Origin of the sequence: Denitrobacterium detoxificans (assembly GCF_001643775.1) — a bacterium.
Classification (GTDB): Bacteria; Actinomycetota; Coriobacteriia; order Coriobacteriales; family Eggerthellaceae; genus Denitrobacterium; species Denitrobacterium detoxificans.
This window is the reverse complement of the sequence record NZ_CP011402.1, coordinates 399,445-416,627: the sequence shown is the minus strand read 5'-3', so window position 1 is coordinate 416,627 and position 17,183 is coordinate 399,445. Positions and strand designations below refer to the sequence as shown.

Below are 17,183 nucleotides of genomic sequence, written 5' to 3'. Positions count from 1 at the left end.
TTGGGCTGATAACGCCGCGTGCCTAACCCGCTATGCACAATCGCCCATTATATATGACAGCTCGACCACATGAGCATCGCTGGCGACATCCTGCATAAGCCTTACAACTTCCCTGTGGCACGTGAGGACGATGACCTGCCTGCGCGTTGCCAGAAGCGCCAATGCACGGGCCGCCCCCTTCCTGCGCGACGCATCGAAATTCACCAGGATGTCGTCGGCAACGATGGGCACGTTCACGCCCACATTGCGAGCCGTCATAAGCAGGGCGATGCGCAGGCTAAGGTACAACTGCTGGCAGGTGCCCAGAGAAAGCACCTCGATGGCGCATGGCTCACCGTTCGCGCGCACCGCTTCGAGTGCGCCTTCGCGACTGATGCGCACCTGCGACCAGGCGCCATCGGTCATGAGCGAGAACAGCTCGGATGCCTGGCGGTACACCGCTGGCTGGCTGTCGCCCTCCCATGAGGCAATGGCCTCTTCCAGCATGCGACGCGCCAGAAGCAGACGCGCGTAATCTTCCAGGGCATCCTGCATGCGCGTACGCAACATGTTCTGGGCAAGCTTCGCCTCGTCAAACGCCTTGGCATGACGCGCCTGCCCCAACGTGGCGGAAAGCTCGCCATACCGGGCATTGACGCTTTCCATCGTGCGCAATTGCGCATCGCGCTGTTCGGTGCGCAAACGCAGGCGCTCATCGATGACGGAGAGCGGAGCGCTGCCCTCTTGTCCCAACGCGGAAAAGGCATTCTGGCTATCGGACGAGCAGCGATCAAGCGCTTTCTGGATCGAGGCGCGCTGAGATTCGATGGACTGTCGGCGCTGGTCGAGCAGCGTGGCCTGAGCTCGCAGCTCGCCCGTCTCGTCGAGCAAGGCCCGGGCGCGACGCAAGCTACCCCGAGCGCGCTGCATGCCCGCTTCGGCCAGGAACTCGTCTACCCTGCGGTTATGTTCGGACAGCGCCTCTTCGCTCACCTGAAGCTTGCGCTTGTCCTTCTGCATGACCAGCTGAGAGTCGCGCAAACGTGCTTCCACGTCTTCCTCCATGCGATTGGGACGGAAGAGCATGACGATGGCGGCAAGCGCCATAATGACGGCGGAAAACACCAGCGCAACGCCAAGCACGGTGATGGAGAGGCTGGAAATATGACGACCGCGCACGAACACGTAGGTACCCGCCACGGCGAACAAGATGGGCAATACTGCGGAAAGGGCGACCTGCAGGCGCTTCTGGCGCGTAGCGCGCTCTTGGAGGCGCTTCACGTCATCGGCTTCCTCCAACGCCTCGTGCCCCGCCACCGAAAGCGCGTAGTCCTGCTTCGCCAAAGCAACGCCATGTTCCAGGCGATTCCGCTCTTCGGCCATGTCGTCGAGCGATTCGCGCAGCGTGCGTTCCTCCACGGCATCGAGCCGCAGGTAGCGCTCGCCACGACGGGCCTCGAGCTCCGCTTCCTCGGCTTCTAACTGGGACATTTGCTCATCAAGCGCGGCAAGGTCGGCGGAAAGCCGTTCGGATTCGTCCTGAGCATGGAGAAGCGCCTCGCGCTGGGCAGTAATCGACTCGATCTCCTGGTTCAAGCGAACGACGGCACGCTGCAACTCGACGCGGCGCTTGGCAAGCTCGGCCATCTCGCCGTCTTCGCGACGATAGCGCGCAGCCTGGGCCTGGGCCTCGTTCACTTGCGCACGAACCTCATCGAGACGTGCCTGTATGTTGGCAATGGAATTGCCCTTCGCGGCAGCGCGCGAAAAGTAATCGGAAAGCGATGCGTTGAGGGCGCGCACGGCGCCCGCCGGCGAGGATGCCGTACCAGCACCTGCAGTGAGCAGGCGCGACGTTACGTCTCCCACATGCCCCAAGCTGCGAAGCTCATCGGAGTCGAGCGAGAAGATCGTTCCGTACGTTTCAACGTCGATATCGCAAATGATTGAAGGGTGCGGATCGGGCTTGATGCCCTCGGCATTACGCACGCGCGTGCAGCGAACGACATCGGGGCCGCCATCTTCGGCGAACTCGAGCGTCACGGCACGCTCGGAATGAGCGGGACGATAGGTATTGCGTTCGGTACGCGCGTCGGGCCAGCCAAACAGCACGCCGCCAATGGCCGAGGCCAACGTGGTCTTTCCCGATTCGTTCGGACCGAACACCACGTTCAGCCCTGGAACAAACGAGCCCACCTCGCGCCGCGCGAAGGCGCCATAGGCATCCATAATCACACGCTTCAGATAATGCGTTCCCAGCCGGTTAGTCATCGTTGGGACCTCCCAGCAAATCGAGCACTTCCTCTTCGGCTTCGCGTATGAGCCGGTCAATATTCCGCACGCACGACGAGGGGAGCTGCAGGCTATGCGCCAGGAATTCGCGCTGCAGGTAATCAACCTGGTCGTTCGCGGAATCCTCCATTCGAGCGGACTGCGCGAGCAGCGCCGAGGGGAACAGCCCCTCCGCCGCCAAGGCGGCACGGTCGATGGGCTGGCTCGTACGGTCGATGAGGGCATCGCAGAAGAAGACGGGGTACCCATCGTTGATCTGCTGGCGCAGGTCTTCCACCACGCCAGGCTGGCGCAGGATGTGATGCAGGGGCGTCTTGCCCACCAGCGTTACGCGTTCGACCATTTCCTCGCACTGGGCGTGGCCGTTCGCCGTAAACAGCTCGCGCATGATGGCGTCATGACAATCGGTGAGCGTGGCGCATTCGGAAATGTCCACCGTGAGCTTCTGCCACACCACGCTGGCCAGGGGAACAAACTCCGCCTGGTTCGGGGCACCCTCTTCCAGCGTGACCACATAGCAGCCGCGCGGCCCCGTCTCCTTGATGTCGCGACCCTGAATGCATCCGGAAAAGACCAGATGGGGATCGGTTGGCGTGTCGAAGTACGGTTGGTGGATATGGCCCAGCGCCCAATAGTCGAATCCTGCGGCGCGAAGCTCGCGCGGATCGGTGGGCGCCTTGATGTTGTCTAGATGCAAGCCCGTATGGAGCACGCCCACGCCGAAGGGGGCTTCCACGCCTAGAGCCGCCTGGGCAGCAGCCTTCGTAATGCCCGCAGCCAGGTTCTCCTCGGCCGAAACCGTCTGATTGTAGTACCCACGACCCCCCAGCACGCACAGGGGCTCGCCGTCGCGCTCGTACAAGAAGAACCCTGGCTGCGATGCGGGAAACATGTGCACGCTTTCGGGAAGGCGCACGTAGGAGTTTTTCCAGCTGGTATACGGATCGTGATTGCCCGTGCAGAAATACACGGGAATGCCGGCATCGGAGAGGCGCTTCATGCCGTCGGCGAAGTGCAGCACGTCGCGATATGACGGCTGCGCGGCATCGAAAATGTCGCCCGCGATGGCCATGAAATCAACTTCGCGCTGAATGGCCAGGTCGATAAGACGATCAAACGCCTCGGGAATAGCCTCCACCATGCGATCGGCCCAAGCGGGCGAAAGCGCACGCAGCCCCCTGAAGGGCGCGCCCAGGTGAAGGTCGGCGGTGTGGATCCATGTAATGCGCTTGCTCATGGTAAGAGTTTAGCGCACCGGTCCCATTTAGATGCCCCCAAATCGGCTATCGTCGATGTAGTTGCCAAATGCCGTGTTCTCGGCCGACCAGGAAAGCGTAATGTCGCGCGTGGAACCGTTACGGTGCTTGGCCACGATGAGGTTTGCCGTGCCCAGATCGGGACGCTCATCGGATTCGGCCTCCACCTCGTCCATGCTTCGGTCGATGAACATAACGATGTCGGCGTCCTGCTCGATGGAGCCCGATTCACGAAGGTCGGAAAGCATGGGGCGCTTATTCTTGCCACGCTGCTCAACGGCACGAGAAAGCTGCGACAGAGCAATAACGGGCATGTCCATTTCCTTGGCCAGAACTTTCAGGCCTCGACTGATTTCGCCAACCTCGACGGCGCGGTTGCCGTCTTTGCGGGCTTGAGGCGGGTTCATGAGCTGCAGGTAGTCGACGATGATGAGGCCCTTGTCCTTATTGCGCAGCTCGCGGCGCGCCTTGGCGCGAGCTTCCAGAATGGAAAGCGAGGGCGTATCGTCGATGTAGAGTTCCACGCTGGAAAGGCGGGTAATGGCATCGGCCAGGGCCTGCCAATCGGATTCGCCCAGGAAGCCGCCACGCACCTTTTCCAAGCTGATGCGCGCTTCCGCGCACAAGATACGCTGAACGAGCTGGGACGCGCTCATTTCCAACGAGAAGAACGTGGTGGGAAAGCCCGCCTTCGCCGCATTGGTGGCAAGGTTCAGCGCGAACGACGTTTTGCCAACGCCAGGACGTGCGGCAAGAATGACCAAGTCGCCGCCACGGAAGCCATGGAACAGGTTGTCGACATCGGTAAAGCCCGTGGGCACGCCCGCCATATGCGTCTTCTGCTCGGCCAGCTTCGTAATGTCATCGAACGCTTCGGTGAGCAGCGTGGTAATAGGCGAAAACGTGGAGGACACGCGTTGCTCGGTTACGCTGAACAGCGTTTTCTCGGCGCCTTCGACGACCTCGTTCAGATCGTCGGGAGCGTCGTAGGCCATGGCCGTGATCTGAGCCGACGCACGAATGAGGTCGCGCAAGATGGAGGTGCGCTTCACCACGTCGGTGTGCATGATCCAGTTCGTGAGCGCGAAGGTGTTGTCGGCAAGATCGACCAGGTACGACTTTCCGCCAGCAGCTTCCAGCTGACCCGAAGCGCGAAGATTCTCGGCAAGGGAAATCTGGTCGATGGGCAGATTGCGCGCATGCAGTTCGCACATGCTGCGGAAAATGATCTGATGCGCGGGACGGTAGAAATTTTCGGGAATGAGCTTCGAAGCCACCTCGTCGATGGCTTCCTGGTTGAGCATGCACGCAGCAAGAACCGATTGCTCGGCTTCGATGTTATGCGGGGTTTCCTTCGATCCGCCCTTCGAAAGAGCCGGTTCATTGTAATCGGGCATGCGTGCTCCCTAGTTCCTTCTTCTTCGTGCAATTCCGTTATAGTACACCAGATTCCAACCCAATATAACCGCTGTTCAAGTGGCGTTTTTATGGTCGAATTCGCTTCTTTGGTTTTCCACAACGGCAAAGGAAAACCCCCTTGGCATAACCTGTGCCTTCGGGGGTTTTCCACATTTTCCACCGTCTGCGACAGTGGAAAAGATTTTTTTACTGAACTATTCAGCGGCCTCTTCGGCAGCTTCCTCTTCAGCGGCTTCCTGCTCGGGAGCTTCCTCGATGATGCCAGCTGCGGCAGCGGCAGCAGCGATGGCCTCGGGGTCGCCAACGATCATCTTGATCGTGGCCTTGATGTCGCGATGCAGGGCAACGGTGGCCTCGTGCTCGCCAGCCGTCTTGATCTGAACCTTCAGGTCGATCAGACGACGGTCGATCTCGACGCCCAGCTGTTCCTTCACGGCGTCGGCGATCATCTGAGCGGTAACGGAACCGAACAGCTGGCCCTCTTCGCCCACGCGGGCGTCGATCTGAACGGTGGTGCCGTCGAGGGTTTCCTTCAGCTGGTTGGCGGTAGCCGTGCGGGTCTCTTCGCGCTTGGCGATGTTGTGACGGCGCATTTCCAGCTGCTTCAGGTTACCCTTCGTGGCCTTGACAGCCACCTTCTGCGGGAGCAGGAAGTTGTTGGCGAAACCGTCGGCAACTTCGATGACGTCGCCTTCGACTCCCCTCCCCTTCAGCTCTTGAAGCAAAATTACTTTCATGGCTATCCTTTCGAACTAACCGCGATTGCGGCGATCGCCACGGCCGCTGATGGACGGCACGGCGTACGGCATGAGAGCCATCTCGCGGGCGCGCTTCACGGCGTTCGCGATGTCGCGCTGATGCTGGGTGCAGGCACCCGTGACGCGACGAGGCTTGATTTTACCGCGGTCGGTTACATATTTACGCAGCATCTGGGTATCTTTGTAGTCGATGTACTCAGTGTTTTCCTTGCAGAACTGGCAGTACTTACGACGAGGCTGCTTCACGTAATCAGACATTACATACCTCTTTCGTGATCCCTAGAACGGGATGTCTTCATCGTAGACCGAAGCATCCACCGCTGGCTGGGGCGCAGGCGCAGGTGCAGCAGCAGGCTGGCTGTAGCCACCGTTGCTGTAACCGCCATTGTTATAGCCGCCGTTATCGCCACGCGGGGTCATGAATTCGATTTCGTCGACAATGACCTCGAGTTTGCTGCGCTTCTGTCCATCGCGTTCCCACTGGCTCCAGCGAAGCTTACCTTCGATGGCAACCTTGTTTCCCTTGTGCAGGAAACCGGAAATGCTCTGGGCACGCGAACCGAACATGGTGCAATCGACGAAGTTGGGATAGTCTTCCCACTCGCCAGTCTGCGGGTTCTTGCGACGATCGTTTACCGCCACGCCGAAGCCCAGAACCGCCATGCCACTGCTGGTCTGGCGAAGATCGGGGTCGCGCGTGAGATTGCCGCTGATAACAACTCGATTGATGCTCATAGTCTCTTCCTATCCTTGCTTAGAGGGCAAGCCCTCTCCGAACAAATTTGCTTAGTCGCGGTCAGCGCGGCACACGATCATGAAACGCTTCACGGCATCGGTAATGCCCAGCACGCGATTCAGCTCTGCAATGTGTTCGGGTTCTGCATGGAAGTTGACGAGCGTGTAGTCACCCTCGGTCAGACCATCGATTTCGTACGCAAGCTTGCGCTTACCCCACTCCTCGGTCTCATCGATCACGCCATTGCCCTCGGCGATGGTGTTCGCGATACGCGTGGAAACGTTGGTACGGGATTCTTCGTCGATCGACGGAGCGACGAAATACAGCAATTCATAAGCCTTCATCGGCTCACCTCCTCCTGTGGACTTACGGCTTCGGGCATTCTTTCCTTTCCCGAAGCAGGAATAGCTTTGTCATACTAACAAACGCATATTGCACGCGCAAGCACACGTACGCGCCCTTTCACAAAACCTGCAGCGCGTTACCCGAACGTTGCCTTGCAGCATGAACGAACGCAGTGACACCGCGACACTAAAAAAGTCGCGAAAAGCTTGCATAAAAATGGCGGCTGGGTCACCCCAGCCGCCATGACGCGATTCACGCGCTATTCCGCAGCGTCCGTAGCCTCCGCCTCGGCCGCCTCGGCTTCCGTGGCAGGTTCCGCCGGCACGTCAGGCGTGAGCATCATGAAGTTCGGAGCAGGGCCAATGTAGACAGGCTGGGAAGTCACCTTCGGGAAGGCGCCTTCTTCTTTGGCCTCTTCGTACAGATACCCAATGGCATAGCCCTCGGGCTCGCCCGCCATGCCACCCTCGGCAATGAGAGCATCCTTGGTGCCGTCGTCGGTTTCCACGTAGCCGTCGTAGCAGAGCGCATAGGCATCGGCGCCGCGCACGTTCTGCACGGTATGACGAGCCAGGTTGAAGCACTGCTGCGTATCGTCGGCAGGATGCGATTCCAGGAACAGGTTCTCCTTCACGGCAAGGGCGGTGAAGGGAACGACGCTTTCGCCCTTTTCCAGACGCTCGCGTGCCTCCTTCAGCGAGGCGATGAGCACGGCCTGCAAGCGCTCAGGGATTTCGGGAATGCTCTCGAGCGTATCTTCAACGATTCTATCGGCCATAACGCCTCTCCTTTCGGGCTCCCGACACGGTGCGGGGTTCTATGCTGCTAGTAGTATAGGGCATTTCACACGTGGGGTTTTGAATAAACGGCGAAGACGAAAAACGCATTTGCCGTACGGCCATCGAATGCTGTATACTTCGTATTCGCTGCTTTACAGGCAGCCATTCGGTTTATGGAGAGATGTCCGAGCTGGCCGAAGGAGCACGATTGGAAATCGTGTATGCCCCAAAAGGGTATCTGGGGTTCGAATCCCCATCTCTCCGCCATGAAATTCGAGCAGGTTCCGAAAGGGGCCTGCTTTTTTATTTCCCGATCGCGTCGTCCTGCCGGGGATGCCCTTCAGGTCACCCGCTCCGCTGCTCGCGTAGGGCAAGGCCCCACACGGGCCTTGCCCTACGCTCGTGCGCTCGCTGGTTCATGCTTTCACTTTGCGCTGCCCGGGGTTGTCCGCGGATTTGCGTGAGGCTTCGCCTCCCGCTCTCCGCGGACAACCCCGGGTACAGCGCCTATTAGTGTTTTCACAGTGACCTTGCGGGCATCCCCGGCAGGACGACAATCACCAGCATAGAAGCGATCCCCCTCCGCCACCCTCCCATTCGCATGGCGTCATGCTGGTAGGCTCTTCGGGGTCGGCTTGGGCGTATCCGGGTTCGCTGTTCACCTCATCGGTTCGAATCCTTTCCGCCCAAACGGCCGCGCACCTCGTAAACGAGCAAATTCAGCCGGCAAAATGTAAGAAATGTCGTCGTTTACACGCTTGCAGCTCTCCGAGATTCTGCATAGGAAATAGCGACCAGGGACAATACCGATACAAAAGGGCGGGACGCCCCCTTTCGCTCCGTTGGAGAGCCAAAAGCGCCAAGATTACCGTGTAAACGACGACATTTTTGCAAAAACGACCCGTATTTTGCTCGTTTTCGTTCTGACGCCCGTTTAGAAATAGGACCTGCGTGTTTACCATGGCGGAGGAGGAGGGATTCCTGCGTTCGCTGTGCGAACGCCGACCCCTCCCTCGCAGGCTCGGTCGGGCAAAACGCCACGCATGCCCCACTGGGGCATGCGCTAAACGCGTTTTCACCTCATCGGTTCGAATCCCCCCGTCCCGAGGGAATAAAAAAGCAGGCCCGTTGCCGGACCTGCGTGTTTACCATGGCGGAGGAGGAGGGATTCGAACCCTCGTTACCCGGGTTACGGGTAAAACGGTTTTCGAGACCGCCGCATTCAACCACTCTGCCACCCCTCCGTGAGGTGCAATTGGGTATGGTAGCAGTTTTACGCCCCTGGGACAACGGGAGAAACAATCCGCACAGAAATTCGGTTGGGACCCATTGCCCGACGGGCGGAACGATTGGCTTCGCCTCCGTTCCTCCCGTCGGCAGAAGCTATCGCGATTGCGCCGCTTTGCCCGTTGGGGCCGATGCCCGGACGGGGAACATTCGGCTTCGCCTCTGTTCCCCGCCGGCAGAAGCCTCCTCGGTTGTCCCACTTTACCTGTTGGGACCTGGCACCCGGACAAATCGGGTCGCAACTGAGCGCTCGGGGCATATGGGCATGCCTGGGCCGGGAGAGGAGCCGCCGTCCCGTGCTCTCCAAGCGCGCAAAAAAAAAAACGACCCGGGCGAAAACCCGGGTCGTTGCATGTGCGAATATGGAGTATCGCTTAATTGGTGGTCGTCGACGAGCTCGAAGAGCTATCGGTGCTCGAGGAAGACGAGCTAGAAGAGCTCGTGCTGTCCGTCGAGGAGGTCGAAGCATCGGTGCTCGTGGAGCTATCCGTAGACGAGGCGTCGGTGCTGTTGCTATCGGTGGTGGCAGAGCTATCGGTGCTAGAGGAATCGGTGGACGTACTCGAAGAGCTATCGGTGCTCGTGCTGTCATCCGTCTGGTACTTCGACATATCCAGGTCGTACGGCAGGCCGGAAGGCATGTCGGCCGTCCAGATGTCGGCCTTATCCTTGTAGTCGGACAGCCAGTTGTTGTAGGCCGTGCTGGAGTTGCTGCTCTTCACCATGGCACGCACGTACTCCACCAGAGCCTCGGGGGCCTGATCGAGGCTCGTTACCTCGTCGGGAGCCGTGTACACCTCGGTGCACTTGATGATGTGGATGCCGTAGTCGCTGGTGACAAGGCCGCTCACCTGGCCAGCCTCAAGACCGTCGAGTGCCGTCTGGTAAGCGGTAACGAAGGAGTTCAGCAGGTCCCAACCCACATCGCCGCCGTTTTCCGCAGAAGCGGTATCGGTGGAATACTGCTTGGCGGCATCCTCGAAGGAGATTTCGCCATTGTTGATCTGATCGAGCACCTGCTGAGCAGTAGCCTCATCGTCGCTGCTGAATAGGATGTGCGAGGAACGCTTAGCACCCGAGAACGCAGAGGCGTACTGGCTGACCATGGAAAGCACTTCGTCGTCAGTAGGCTCGATGTCCTCGTCACTTACCACGACTTCCTTCAGCTTGCTTTCCAGCATGGCGGTACGCACGCTGTCACGATACTGGTCTTCGGTGGTGCCGGCAGAGGAAAGGGCCTGCTGCCACGCATCGTCGGAAGAGTAGTTCGCCTTCATCTTCTCGACCTGCTCGTTGACTTCGTCGTCGGTGACCTCGACGCCATTTTCAGCGGCAGCCTGAACCTTCAGTTCCTTCTGAACGAAGTAGTCGATAACCTCGGAACGCACGCTCGAGGGGTCGAGGCTATAAGAGGCCATCCAGTTGCCCCAGTCCTCTTCGCTTTCCAGGGACTGCGAAGAGCGGAACGATTCGATGTAGTCGGTGATGGTCTGCTCGGAGATTTCCGTTCCATTCACCGTGGCGGCAATCGAGTCGCTGGAGCTGCTCGACGAAGAGCAGGCTGCCAGACCGAACAGGCATGCGACCGAAAGGGCCGCAGCGCTTGCCGCACGTGCAACAAATGAAGTGTTCATACGTGCCTTCCTTGCATAATTGCAGTTCTGTAGACGTCCCAATTTTCCCATAGCGGAGAATTGGCAGTTCGGTTTGCACAATATGACCACGTTACTACAAACTCTTACACCGTGCGGCGTCACTTTTTCCCAAGACATTTGCATTCTTTGCGGTTACGAGAGCGAATCGAGCGTTACTCAACCTTGGTTTCTCGCCTTTTCCCACAACATCATTATTTTTTTCGACATCTATTCTTGACGGAGAATAATATATGGCCTATAGTGTAGTCACTCTTCCAAAAGCATTAATGCTTTCTCGTCTGGTAAGGGGGCCGCGCAAGCGGCTCTTTTACCGTCTGGGACCCTTCTCCCCAGACGAACGAGCCCCTCCATTCTCAGGCAGGAATGGAGGGGCTCGTGGCTTATCTGCGCCTGGCAGCTATGCGTCCAATCGAGGCAGGCTCTTCAGCGCATGCCAAACAAGCTGCTTACCCTGGGGCGTTTCCATGTTCTGGGCTATCTGCGGAAGCAGGCGGACTTCCCTACCCTGCACGCGCTGCGCAGCATGGGGCGCAGCCTGAAGGCGGTACGCCTGGGAAAACAAGCGAGTTGCTTCCTCCCCCGCGCACACCAGCGCAATGGGGTCGAGCCCCTCGACTACCTCGTACAGCGCATCGCCCGACAGTTCTTGCCCAGCAACGCTCACGAACGTGACGCCGTCGGCGCCATACCCAAGGGCCTGAGCGGACTTGGCAAGCGCCTCGCGCGCGGCATCGGTGCAATCCGCGCCCGAGAGCACCACGAACAGACCCGCTTCGTTTCCAGAAATGAACTGGCCATACGCACGGAACACGTGCGCACGGCCAGCACTATACGGCCCCCACGAGACCATGTCCGCGCGAGCAGACATTAGATCTTGTACATGAAGTCGAAGACGTCCTGGCGCTGCAGCGTAATCTGCACGCCAAGCTCCTCGGCAGTCGCGGCGAGCTTTTCCTGGACCTCGTTGAAATCTGCCGTATCGGTATCGAGCGTGACCATCATGGTCATGCTGAAGATACCCGACAGGATGGTCTGGGAAATGTCATCGATGTTCGCATGGCATTCGGACAACACCGCGGAAACGGCGGCCACAATGCCACTTCGGTCTTTGCCGAGTACGGAAATTACGCAACGCATGTACAAGTTCCTTTCGTTGAACTGCTACTACCGGAAAATAAGGGAAAGCGCCTCGGCGCGCGTGGCATGGTTCTTTTCGAACGCACCACGCACAGCGCTGGTCGTCGTCTTCGAACCAGGCTTCTTCACGCCGCGCATGCTCATGCACAGATGCTCGGCCTCCATAACCACGATGACGCCTTGCGGATGGAGCTGCTCGATAAGCGTATCGGCAATCTGGCTGGTAAGGCGCTCCTGCACCTGCGGACGGCGCGCGAAGGCATCCACCAGGCGCGCGAGCTTCGAAATACCGCAGATACGGCCGTCGCTAGCCGGGATATACGCCACATGCGCCTTGCCGAAGAAGGGCGCCAGATGATGCTCGCACATGGAATAGAACGGGATGTCGCGCACGAGGACCATTTCCTCGTGATGCTCGTCGAAGGTGGTCTCGAAGTATTCGGCCGGGTCGGCGGCAAGACCGGCAAAGCACTCGGCGTACATCTTCGCCACGCGCTCCGGCGTCTTCAGCAGGCCCTCGCGATTCGGGTCCTCGCCCACGCCCTCCAGAATGAGGCGCACGCCCTCCTCGACCTTCTTCAGGTCCATAGACTTGCCCGAAATATCGAGTTCGTTACTCACGTAGTCTCCTTATGCGTCGAGTTCCAGCGACACGGGACAATGGTCGCTGCCATAAATATCGGAATGAATGAGCGCCATGCGCACCTTGTCGCGCAACTGCTCGCTCACCAGGAAATAGTCGATGCGCCACCCCGCGTTGTTCTCACGCGCGTGGAAGCGGTAACTCCACCATGAATAGGCGCCCGTCGTGTCGGGGTTCAGCATGCGGAAGGTATCGACGAAGCCCGCATCGAGCAGCGTGGTGAACTTCTCGCGTTCCTCGTCGGAAAAGCCAGCCTTGCCACGGTTGGGGCCAGGGTTCTTCAGGTCGATCTCGTTGTGAGCGACGTTGAAATCGCCGCACATCACAACGGGCTTGGGCTCGGCGGTATGGGGACCTTCGGGCGTGGTGCCCTCTTCCAGGCCCTTGCAGAACTCGCGGAACGCGTCGTCCCATTCCATGCGCCCATCGAGGCGCGCAAGCTCGTTCTTGGCATTGGGGGTGTATACGCACACGAACCAAAACGCCGGGAACTCGAGTGCGCAAATACGCCCCTCACCTGCGGCGTCGAGCTCGGGACGACCCATGCTATGCAGCACCTGGAGCGGTTCGACGCGCGAATACACGGCAGTGCCCGAATAGCCCTTGCGATCGGCATAGCTCCAATAGCTGGTATAGCCAGGGAATTCCAGGTCGATCTGGCCTTCCTGCAGCTTGGTTTCCTGCAGGGCAAACACGTCGGCATCAAGCTGCTCGAACGACTCCGCAAAGCCCTTCTTCGCCACCGCCCGCAGGCCATTCACATTCCACGAAACGAGTTTCATGACCATCCTTTGTTTGCCACTTTACTAGGCAAGAGTATACCGCCCCTAGCAAATGCCACGCCCCTTGCGCAAATCGCAGCGTAGGGAAAACAGAAGATGGGTCAAGGGCGACCAGAAAAGAGAGAGCCCGGCTTCGCGCTTGCGAGAACCGGGCTCGATGCATCTATGAGCGAAACCGTTATTCGGCGGAATCCTTCTTGGCGAACTTGGCCTTCAGGCCGCCCAGAGGGCTCGTGCGGTTTTCCTTGGCAGCAGCGCGCTTGGCTGCGTCGAGAGCCTCGCGCTCGGCGCGCTCTTCCTCGGCCTTCTTCGCAGCGGCCTTGGCAGCCTTACGCTGACGCGTGGCTTCCTTGGAACGGGAGCCGGCGGCGTTCGCGGCATAGTTCTTGCGAATCTTGCGCACCTTCACCACGTCGATGGCAATGGACACGATGAGCAGCGCATAGCCCAGACCCAGCAAAACATAGCTCACCCATACCAGGTCGGCGGGCAGCCACATCTGCAGCGCGAACGACAGAATGGTGAGGATAAGCGCAGCGGCAATGGAAACCCACCAGTAGCGACGCCACTTCTTGTATTCGGGCGTAGCCGGATCGTAGTAGCGCGCACGCTCTTCGCGCGACGCAGCACGAGATTCTGCGCTTTCCTGCGGGCGCTTCTTCTGGCCAAACAGGCCCGTCTTCTCGGGCTTCTTCGCGCCTTCGATGCGAACGCTCGATGCGGCCTTGGTTGCCGGCTTGGCGGATGCCGCGCTGCGACGGGTCTTGCCCTTATGTTCGTCGGCGTTCTGATAACGCTCGTTCATGGGATTACGCTGGGACATGGGTTCTCCTCGATGGATATTGCAAACTACCATGCAAGAAAACCGCCGCGACGGCATTGCGCCCGCGGCGGCCCTGCAAGTTGACTATTTTACAGCGAACGACCCGTAATGAGCTCGTAAGCCTGCGTGTATTTCTGGCTGGTAGCCTGAATGACGTCGGCAGGCAGATGCGGCGGCTCGCCCGTGCGATCCCAATTGGCGTTGAGCCAGTTGCGCACGAACTGCTTGTCGAAGCTGGGCTGCACTTCGCCTTCCTTGTACGTGTCGGCACCCCAGAAGCGGCTGCTGTCGGGCGTGAGCACTTCGTCGGCCAGGATGACTTTGCCGTCGATGACGCCGAATTCGAACTTGGTATCGGCGATGATGATGCCGCGCTCTGCCGCGTGGTTGGCGGCCTTCGTGTACACGGCAAGCGTAAGATCGCGCAGGTCCTGAGCAGCTTCGTCGCCCACCAGCTTAGCGCACTGCTCGAAGCTGATGTTCTCGTCGTGACCGCCGATTTCAGCCTTCGTGGAAGGCGTGAACAGGGCCTCGGGAAGCTTGGAGGCTTCGGTGAGGCCGGCAGGCAGGCTAATGCCGCACACCGTGCCGTCGGCCTGGTAGGACTTCAGGCCGCTACCGGTAAGATAGCCGCGCACGATGCATTCCACGGGGAACATTTCGGCCTTGCGCACGAGCATGAAGCGGCCATCGAGGTATTCAGACCAGGGCTTGAACTGTTCGGGCAGATCGGCCACGTCGGCGCTGATGAGGTGATTGTCTACCACATCGGAAAGCAGTTCGAACCAGAAGCACGAAAGCTGCGTGAGCACCTTGCCCTTGTTGGGAATCTCGTCGGGAAGGATGTAGTCGAACGCGGAAATGCGGTCGGTTGCCACAAGCAGGAGCTTATCGCCCAGGTCGTACAGATCGCGCACCTTGCCCTGTGCATCGGGCTTGATGTCAATGGGGTTCATGAACGTGCTTTCCTTTCAGAATGGTCTAGCGGGGCTCTTCCCCGGATTCTGCTTCCTCATTATGCGCTTCGAACGAGCGCTTCATCCGCTGCTTGTAGGATTTCACGCGCTCCTCACTGAAGAGCGGAATGTACATGGTGAACGTGGAACCCACGCCCTTTTCGCCTTCCACGCGGACCCAGCCTTCGTGGATGTCGGCAATTTCCTTCACCAGGGAAAGGCCAACGCCCAGACCGCCCTGAGCGCGGTTGCGCCCAGCGTCGGCACGCCAGAAGCGACTGAACACCATCTTGGCTTCTTCGGGCGAAAGGCCGATGCCCGTGTCGGCCACGGCGATGGCGGCGTTTTCGTCACCCTTGCTCACCGTAACGGTAATGTGGCCTTCAGGCGTGTAGCGCACGGCGTTCGAGATGAAGTTTGCCGTGGCCTGGCGAATGAGATCGGGGTCACCATAGACGTAGACGTCGGGGTCGGCCGAATAGCGCAGTTCCAGACCCGAATCGGCCACGAAGGCCTCGTGCGTGGAAACGATGCTCTGGATGAGATCGCCCACATTCACGATTTGCATATTCGTGCTTACGGAACGATTTTCCAGGCGCGAAAGCTTCAGGATGGCATCTACCAGGCGGGAAAGGCGCTGAACTTCGGAGTTCACCGTTTCCAGGCGTTCCTGGTCGGCCGCAAATACGCCATCGACCATAGCCTCCACCGTAGACTGAATGGCCATGAGGGGCGTGCGCAACTCGTGCGCGACGTCGGTGGTGAGGCGGCGTTCGAGCTGGCGGTCTTTCTCAACCGATTCCGCCATGGCGTCGAACGTTTCGCCCAGCTTGGCAATTTCGTCGTCGCCATGCAGCTCGGTGCGCGCCGAAAGGTTGCCATCGCCAAACGACTTGGCGGCCTTGGCGATGCGCCGGATGGGTTGGACCAGGCCACGTGCAAACACGAAGCCCAGGAACAGGGCTAGCACCACGGCAAGCGCGGTGGAGAACACCATAGCCTGGTAGCTCTTGTTCCGGAATTCCTGGTCGGCCTGGGTAAGAAGCGTGCTTGAACCGTACACCCAAACGCGCACGGTGCCCACTTCCTGGCCATTGGCGTAAATGGTGGCCTGCGCCATGGAATCCTTGCTGGTGGGAGCAAGGGAGATCTGCTCGGCACTATCGGTAGTGCGCGAGTCGTCGTAGAGGATGGCACCCGCGGAATCGAGCACCTGCACGCCCACGCCATTGGAAAGCTCGCTTGCAGACGAAGCGGGCGTGAGCGCGCCATTGTACCAATCGTTGCTCTGTTCGTACTTCGACCCAATGGCCGAAGCGGTAGTGGAGGCGATGCGCTGCATGTTCTCGCGCGTGTAGGTCTGGAAATGCTGTTCCCACACGAACGAGAGCACGCCAAAGGCAACCAGAGCCGTCATGGCCGAGACCAAGGCAAACGCTGCGGTTACGCGCGTTGTATACGTAAGATTTCCCCAGCGCCTCTTATGCTTGCCCGACCGAGACTCGCGCATGCGCCCTCCCCCTGTTGCAGTAGCTTACTGGCTCTGCTTGGTGGGATCTTCGAAGCGATAGCCCACGCCATGCACCGTGTGCAGCCAGGTGGGGTTACGCGGATTATCGCCGATCTTCGCGCGCAGGTTCTTCACGTGAGAGTCGATGGTGCGCTCGTAGCCTTCGAAGTCGTAGCCGAGCACCTTTTCCACCAGCTCCATACGGGAATACACGCGGCCGGGATAACGGGACAGCGTGGTGAGCAGCTTGAACTCGCTAGCCGTGAGGTCGACTTCCTCGCCGCGCACGAGCACCTTGTGGCCCGATACGTCGATGGTGAGGTCGCCGAATTCCAGAACCTCACGCTGGGGTTCCACGTCGGAATGCACGCGACGAAGCAGCGCACGAACGCGGGCAACCAGCTCGCGGGGGCTGAAGGGCTTCACCAGATAGTCGTCGGCGCCCAGTTCCAGACCGATGATGCGGTCTTCCACTTCACCCTTTGCGGTGAGCATGATGATGGGCACGTCGGAGTTGTCGCGAATGGCGCGGCAGACGCGCTCACCGGGAACGCGCGGAAGCATGAGGTCGAGAATAACGAGGTCGAAGTGGTGCTTGCTGAATTCCTCGAGGGCCTCCTGGCCATCGCCCGCAGCCGTTACCCAGTAGTTTTCGCGCTCCAGGTACGCCGCCACTGCATCACGAATCGCCTTTTCGTCTTCCACGAGTAGAATGCGTCGCGTTTCGTTGTTGCTCATGTATGCCTCTTCTTTCCGATAGTTTAGCGCTTATGGCAACTTGAACAGGAGTTCTAAGCGGAATATGCCATGTACGTAACATGCGAAT

General features: G+C 59.4%; 17 protein-coding genes and 2 tRNA genes. 1 reads left to right on the top strand and 18 read right to left on the bottom strand.

Annotated features, from left to right (window positions below; genetic code table 11):
- Window positions 1-30: 30 nt before the first annotated feature.
- From AAY81_RS01675 to AAY81_RS01640, 8 genes are all read right to left on the bottom strand, one after another.
- Window positions 31-2,250 (bottom strand): ATP-binding protein, encoded by a 2,220-nt coding sequence (locus tag AAY81_RS01675; RefSeq protein WP_066660623.1) that lies wholly within the window; start codon window positions 2,248-2,250, stop codon window positions 31-33.
- Window positions 2,243-3,508, bottom strand: a complete 1,266-nt coding sequence (locus tag AAY81_RS01670) for a metallophosphoesterase family protein (protein WP_066660620.1) — start codon at window positions 3,506-3,508, stop codon at window positions 2,243-2,245. The genes AAY81_RS01675 and AAY81_RS01670 overlap by 8 nt, the downstream gene beginning before the upstream one ends.
- A gap of 27 nt (window positions 3,509-3,535) precedes the next feature.
- Complete coding sequence (gene dnaB, locus AAY81_RS01665) at window positions 3,536-4,924, bottom strand: replicative DNA helicase (protein ID WP_066660618.1); 1,389 nt, start codon at window positions 4,922-4,924, stop codon at window positions 3,536-3,538.
- Window positions 4,925-5,140: 216 nt separating this feature from the next.
- Entirely contained in the window at window positions 5,141-5,683 is a 543-nt protein-coding gene (gene rplI, locus AAY81_RS01660) for a 50S ribosomal protein L9 (protein ID WP_066660612.1), read from the bottom strand.
- 15 nt (window positions 5,684-5,698) lie between these two features.
- Entirely contained in the window at window positions 5,699-5,962 is a 264-nt protein-coding gene (gene rpsR, locus AAY81_RS01655; protein WP_066660609.1) for a 30S ribosomal protein S18, read from the bottom strand.
- A gap of 21 nt (window positions 5,963-5,983) precedes the next feature.
- On the bottom strand, window positions 5,984-6,439 hold the full coding sequence (locus AAY81_RS01650) for a single-stranded DNA-binding protein (protein ID WP_066660606.1): 456 nt from the start codon (window positions 6,437-6,439) through the stop codon (window positions 5,984-5,986).
- A 51-nt stretch (window positions 6,440-6,490) separates the two neighbouring features.
- Window positions 6,491-6,784, bottom strand: a complete 294-nt coding sequence (gene rpsF, locus AAY81_RS01645; protein ID WP_066660603.1) for a 30S ribosomal protein S6 — start codon at window positions 6,782-6,784, stop codon at window positions 6,491-6,493.
- 260 nt (window positions 6,785-7,044) lie between these two features.
- On the bottom strand, window positions 7,045-7,563 hold the full coding sequence (locus AAY81_RS01640) for a hypothetical protein (protein ID WP_066660600.1): 519 nt from the start codon (window positions 7,561-7,563) through the stop codon (window positions 7,045-7,047).
- Window positions 7,564-7,739: 176 nt separating this feature from the next.
- Between AAY81_RS01640 and AAY81_RS01635 the strand changes: the two genes are divergently transcribed.
- Window positions 7,740-7,831 (top strand) — tRNA-Ser (locus AAY81_RS01635).
- Between the two features lie 884 nt (window positions 7,832-8,715).
- Here AAY81_RS01635 and AAY81_RS01630 read toward each other — a convergent pair.
- The 10 genes from AAY81_RS01630 to AAY81_RS01585 all read right to left on the bottom strand — a co-directional run bounded on the left by AAY81_RS01630 (window position 8,716) and on the right by AAY81_RS01585 (window position 17,095).
- Window positions 8,716-8,808 (bottom strand) — tRNA-Ser (locus AAY81_RS01630).
- A 417-nt stretch (window positions 8,809-9,225) separates the two neighbouring features.
- Window positions 9,226-10,485: a peptidylprolyl isomerase gene (locus AAY81_RS01625; protein ID WP_066660597.1), complete on the bottom strand. Its 1,260-nt coding sequence runs from the start codon at window positions 10,483-10,485 to the stop codon at window positions 9,226-9,228.
- 418 nt (window positions 10,486-10,903) lie between these two features.
- Window positions 10,904-11,374, bottom strand: a complete 471-nt coding sequence (locus AAY81_RS01620) for a hypothetical protein (protein WP_066660595.1) — start codon at window positions 11,372-11,374, stop codon at window positions 10,904-10,906.
- Window positions 11,374-11,643, bottom strand: a complete 270-nt coding sequence (locus AAY81_RS01615) for an ACT domain-containing protein (protein ID WP_066660593.1) — start codon at window positions 11,641-11,643, stop codon at window positions 11,374-11,376. Before AAY81_RS01615 ends, AAY81_RS01620 begins: the two co-directional genes overlap by 1 nt.
- Before the next feature lie 27 nt (window positions 11,644-11,670).
- A complete protein-coding gene (gene folE, locus AAY81_RS01610; protein ID WP_066664768.1) occupies window positions 11,671-12,231 on the bottom strand; it encodes a GTP cyclohydrolase I FolE in 561 nt (186 codons plus the stop codon).
- Window positions 12,232-12,273: 42 nt separating this feature from the next.
- Window positions 12,274-13,068 (bottom strand): exodeoxyribonuclease III, encoded by a 795-nt coding sequence (locus tag AAY81_RS01605; protein ID WP_066660591.1) that lies wholly within the window; start codon window positions 13,066-13,068, stop codon window positions 12,274-12,276.
- Window positions 13,069-13,246: 178 nt separating this feature from the next.
- On the bottom strand, window positions 13,247-13,891 hold the full coding sequence (locus tag AAY81_RS01600; RefSeq protein ID WP_066660589.1) for an ABC transporter permease: 645 nt from the start codon (window positions 13,889-13,891) through the stop codon (window positions 13,247-13,249).
- A gap of 89 nt (window positions 13,892-13,980) precedes the next feature.
- Window positions 13,981-14,847, bottom strand: a complete 867-nt coding sequence (locus AAY81_RS01595) for a phosphoribosylaminoimidazolesuccinocarboxamide synthase (protein WP_066660587.1) — start codon at window positions 14,845-14,847, stop codon at window positions 13,981-13,983.
- 25 nt (window positions 14,848-14,872) lie between these two features.
- A complete protein-coding gene (locus AAY81_RS01590) occupies window positions 14,873-16,357 on the bottom strand; it encodes a sensor histidine kinase (protein WP_066660585.1) in 1,485 nt (494 codons plus the stop codon).
- 24 nt (window positions 16,358-16,381) lie between these two features.
- Entirely contained in the window at window positions 16,382-17,095 is a 714-nt protein-coding gene (locus AAY81_RS01585; protein WP_066660583.1) for a response regulator transcription factor, read from the bottom strand.
- Between the last annotated feature and the right edge of the window lie 88 nt (window positions 17,096-17,183).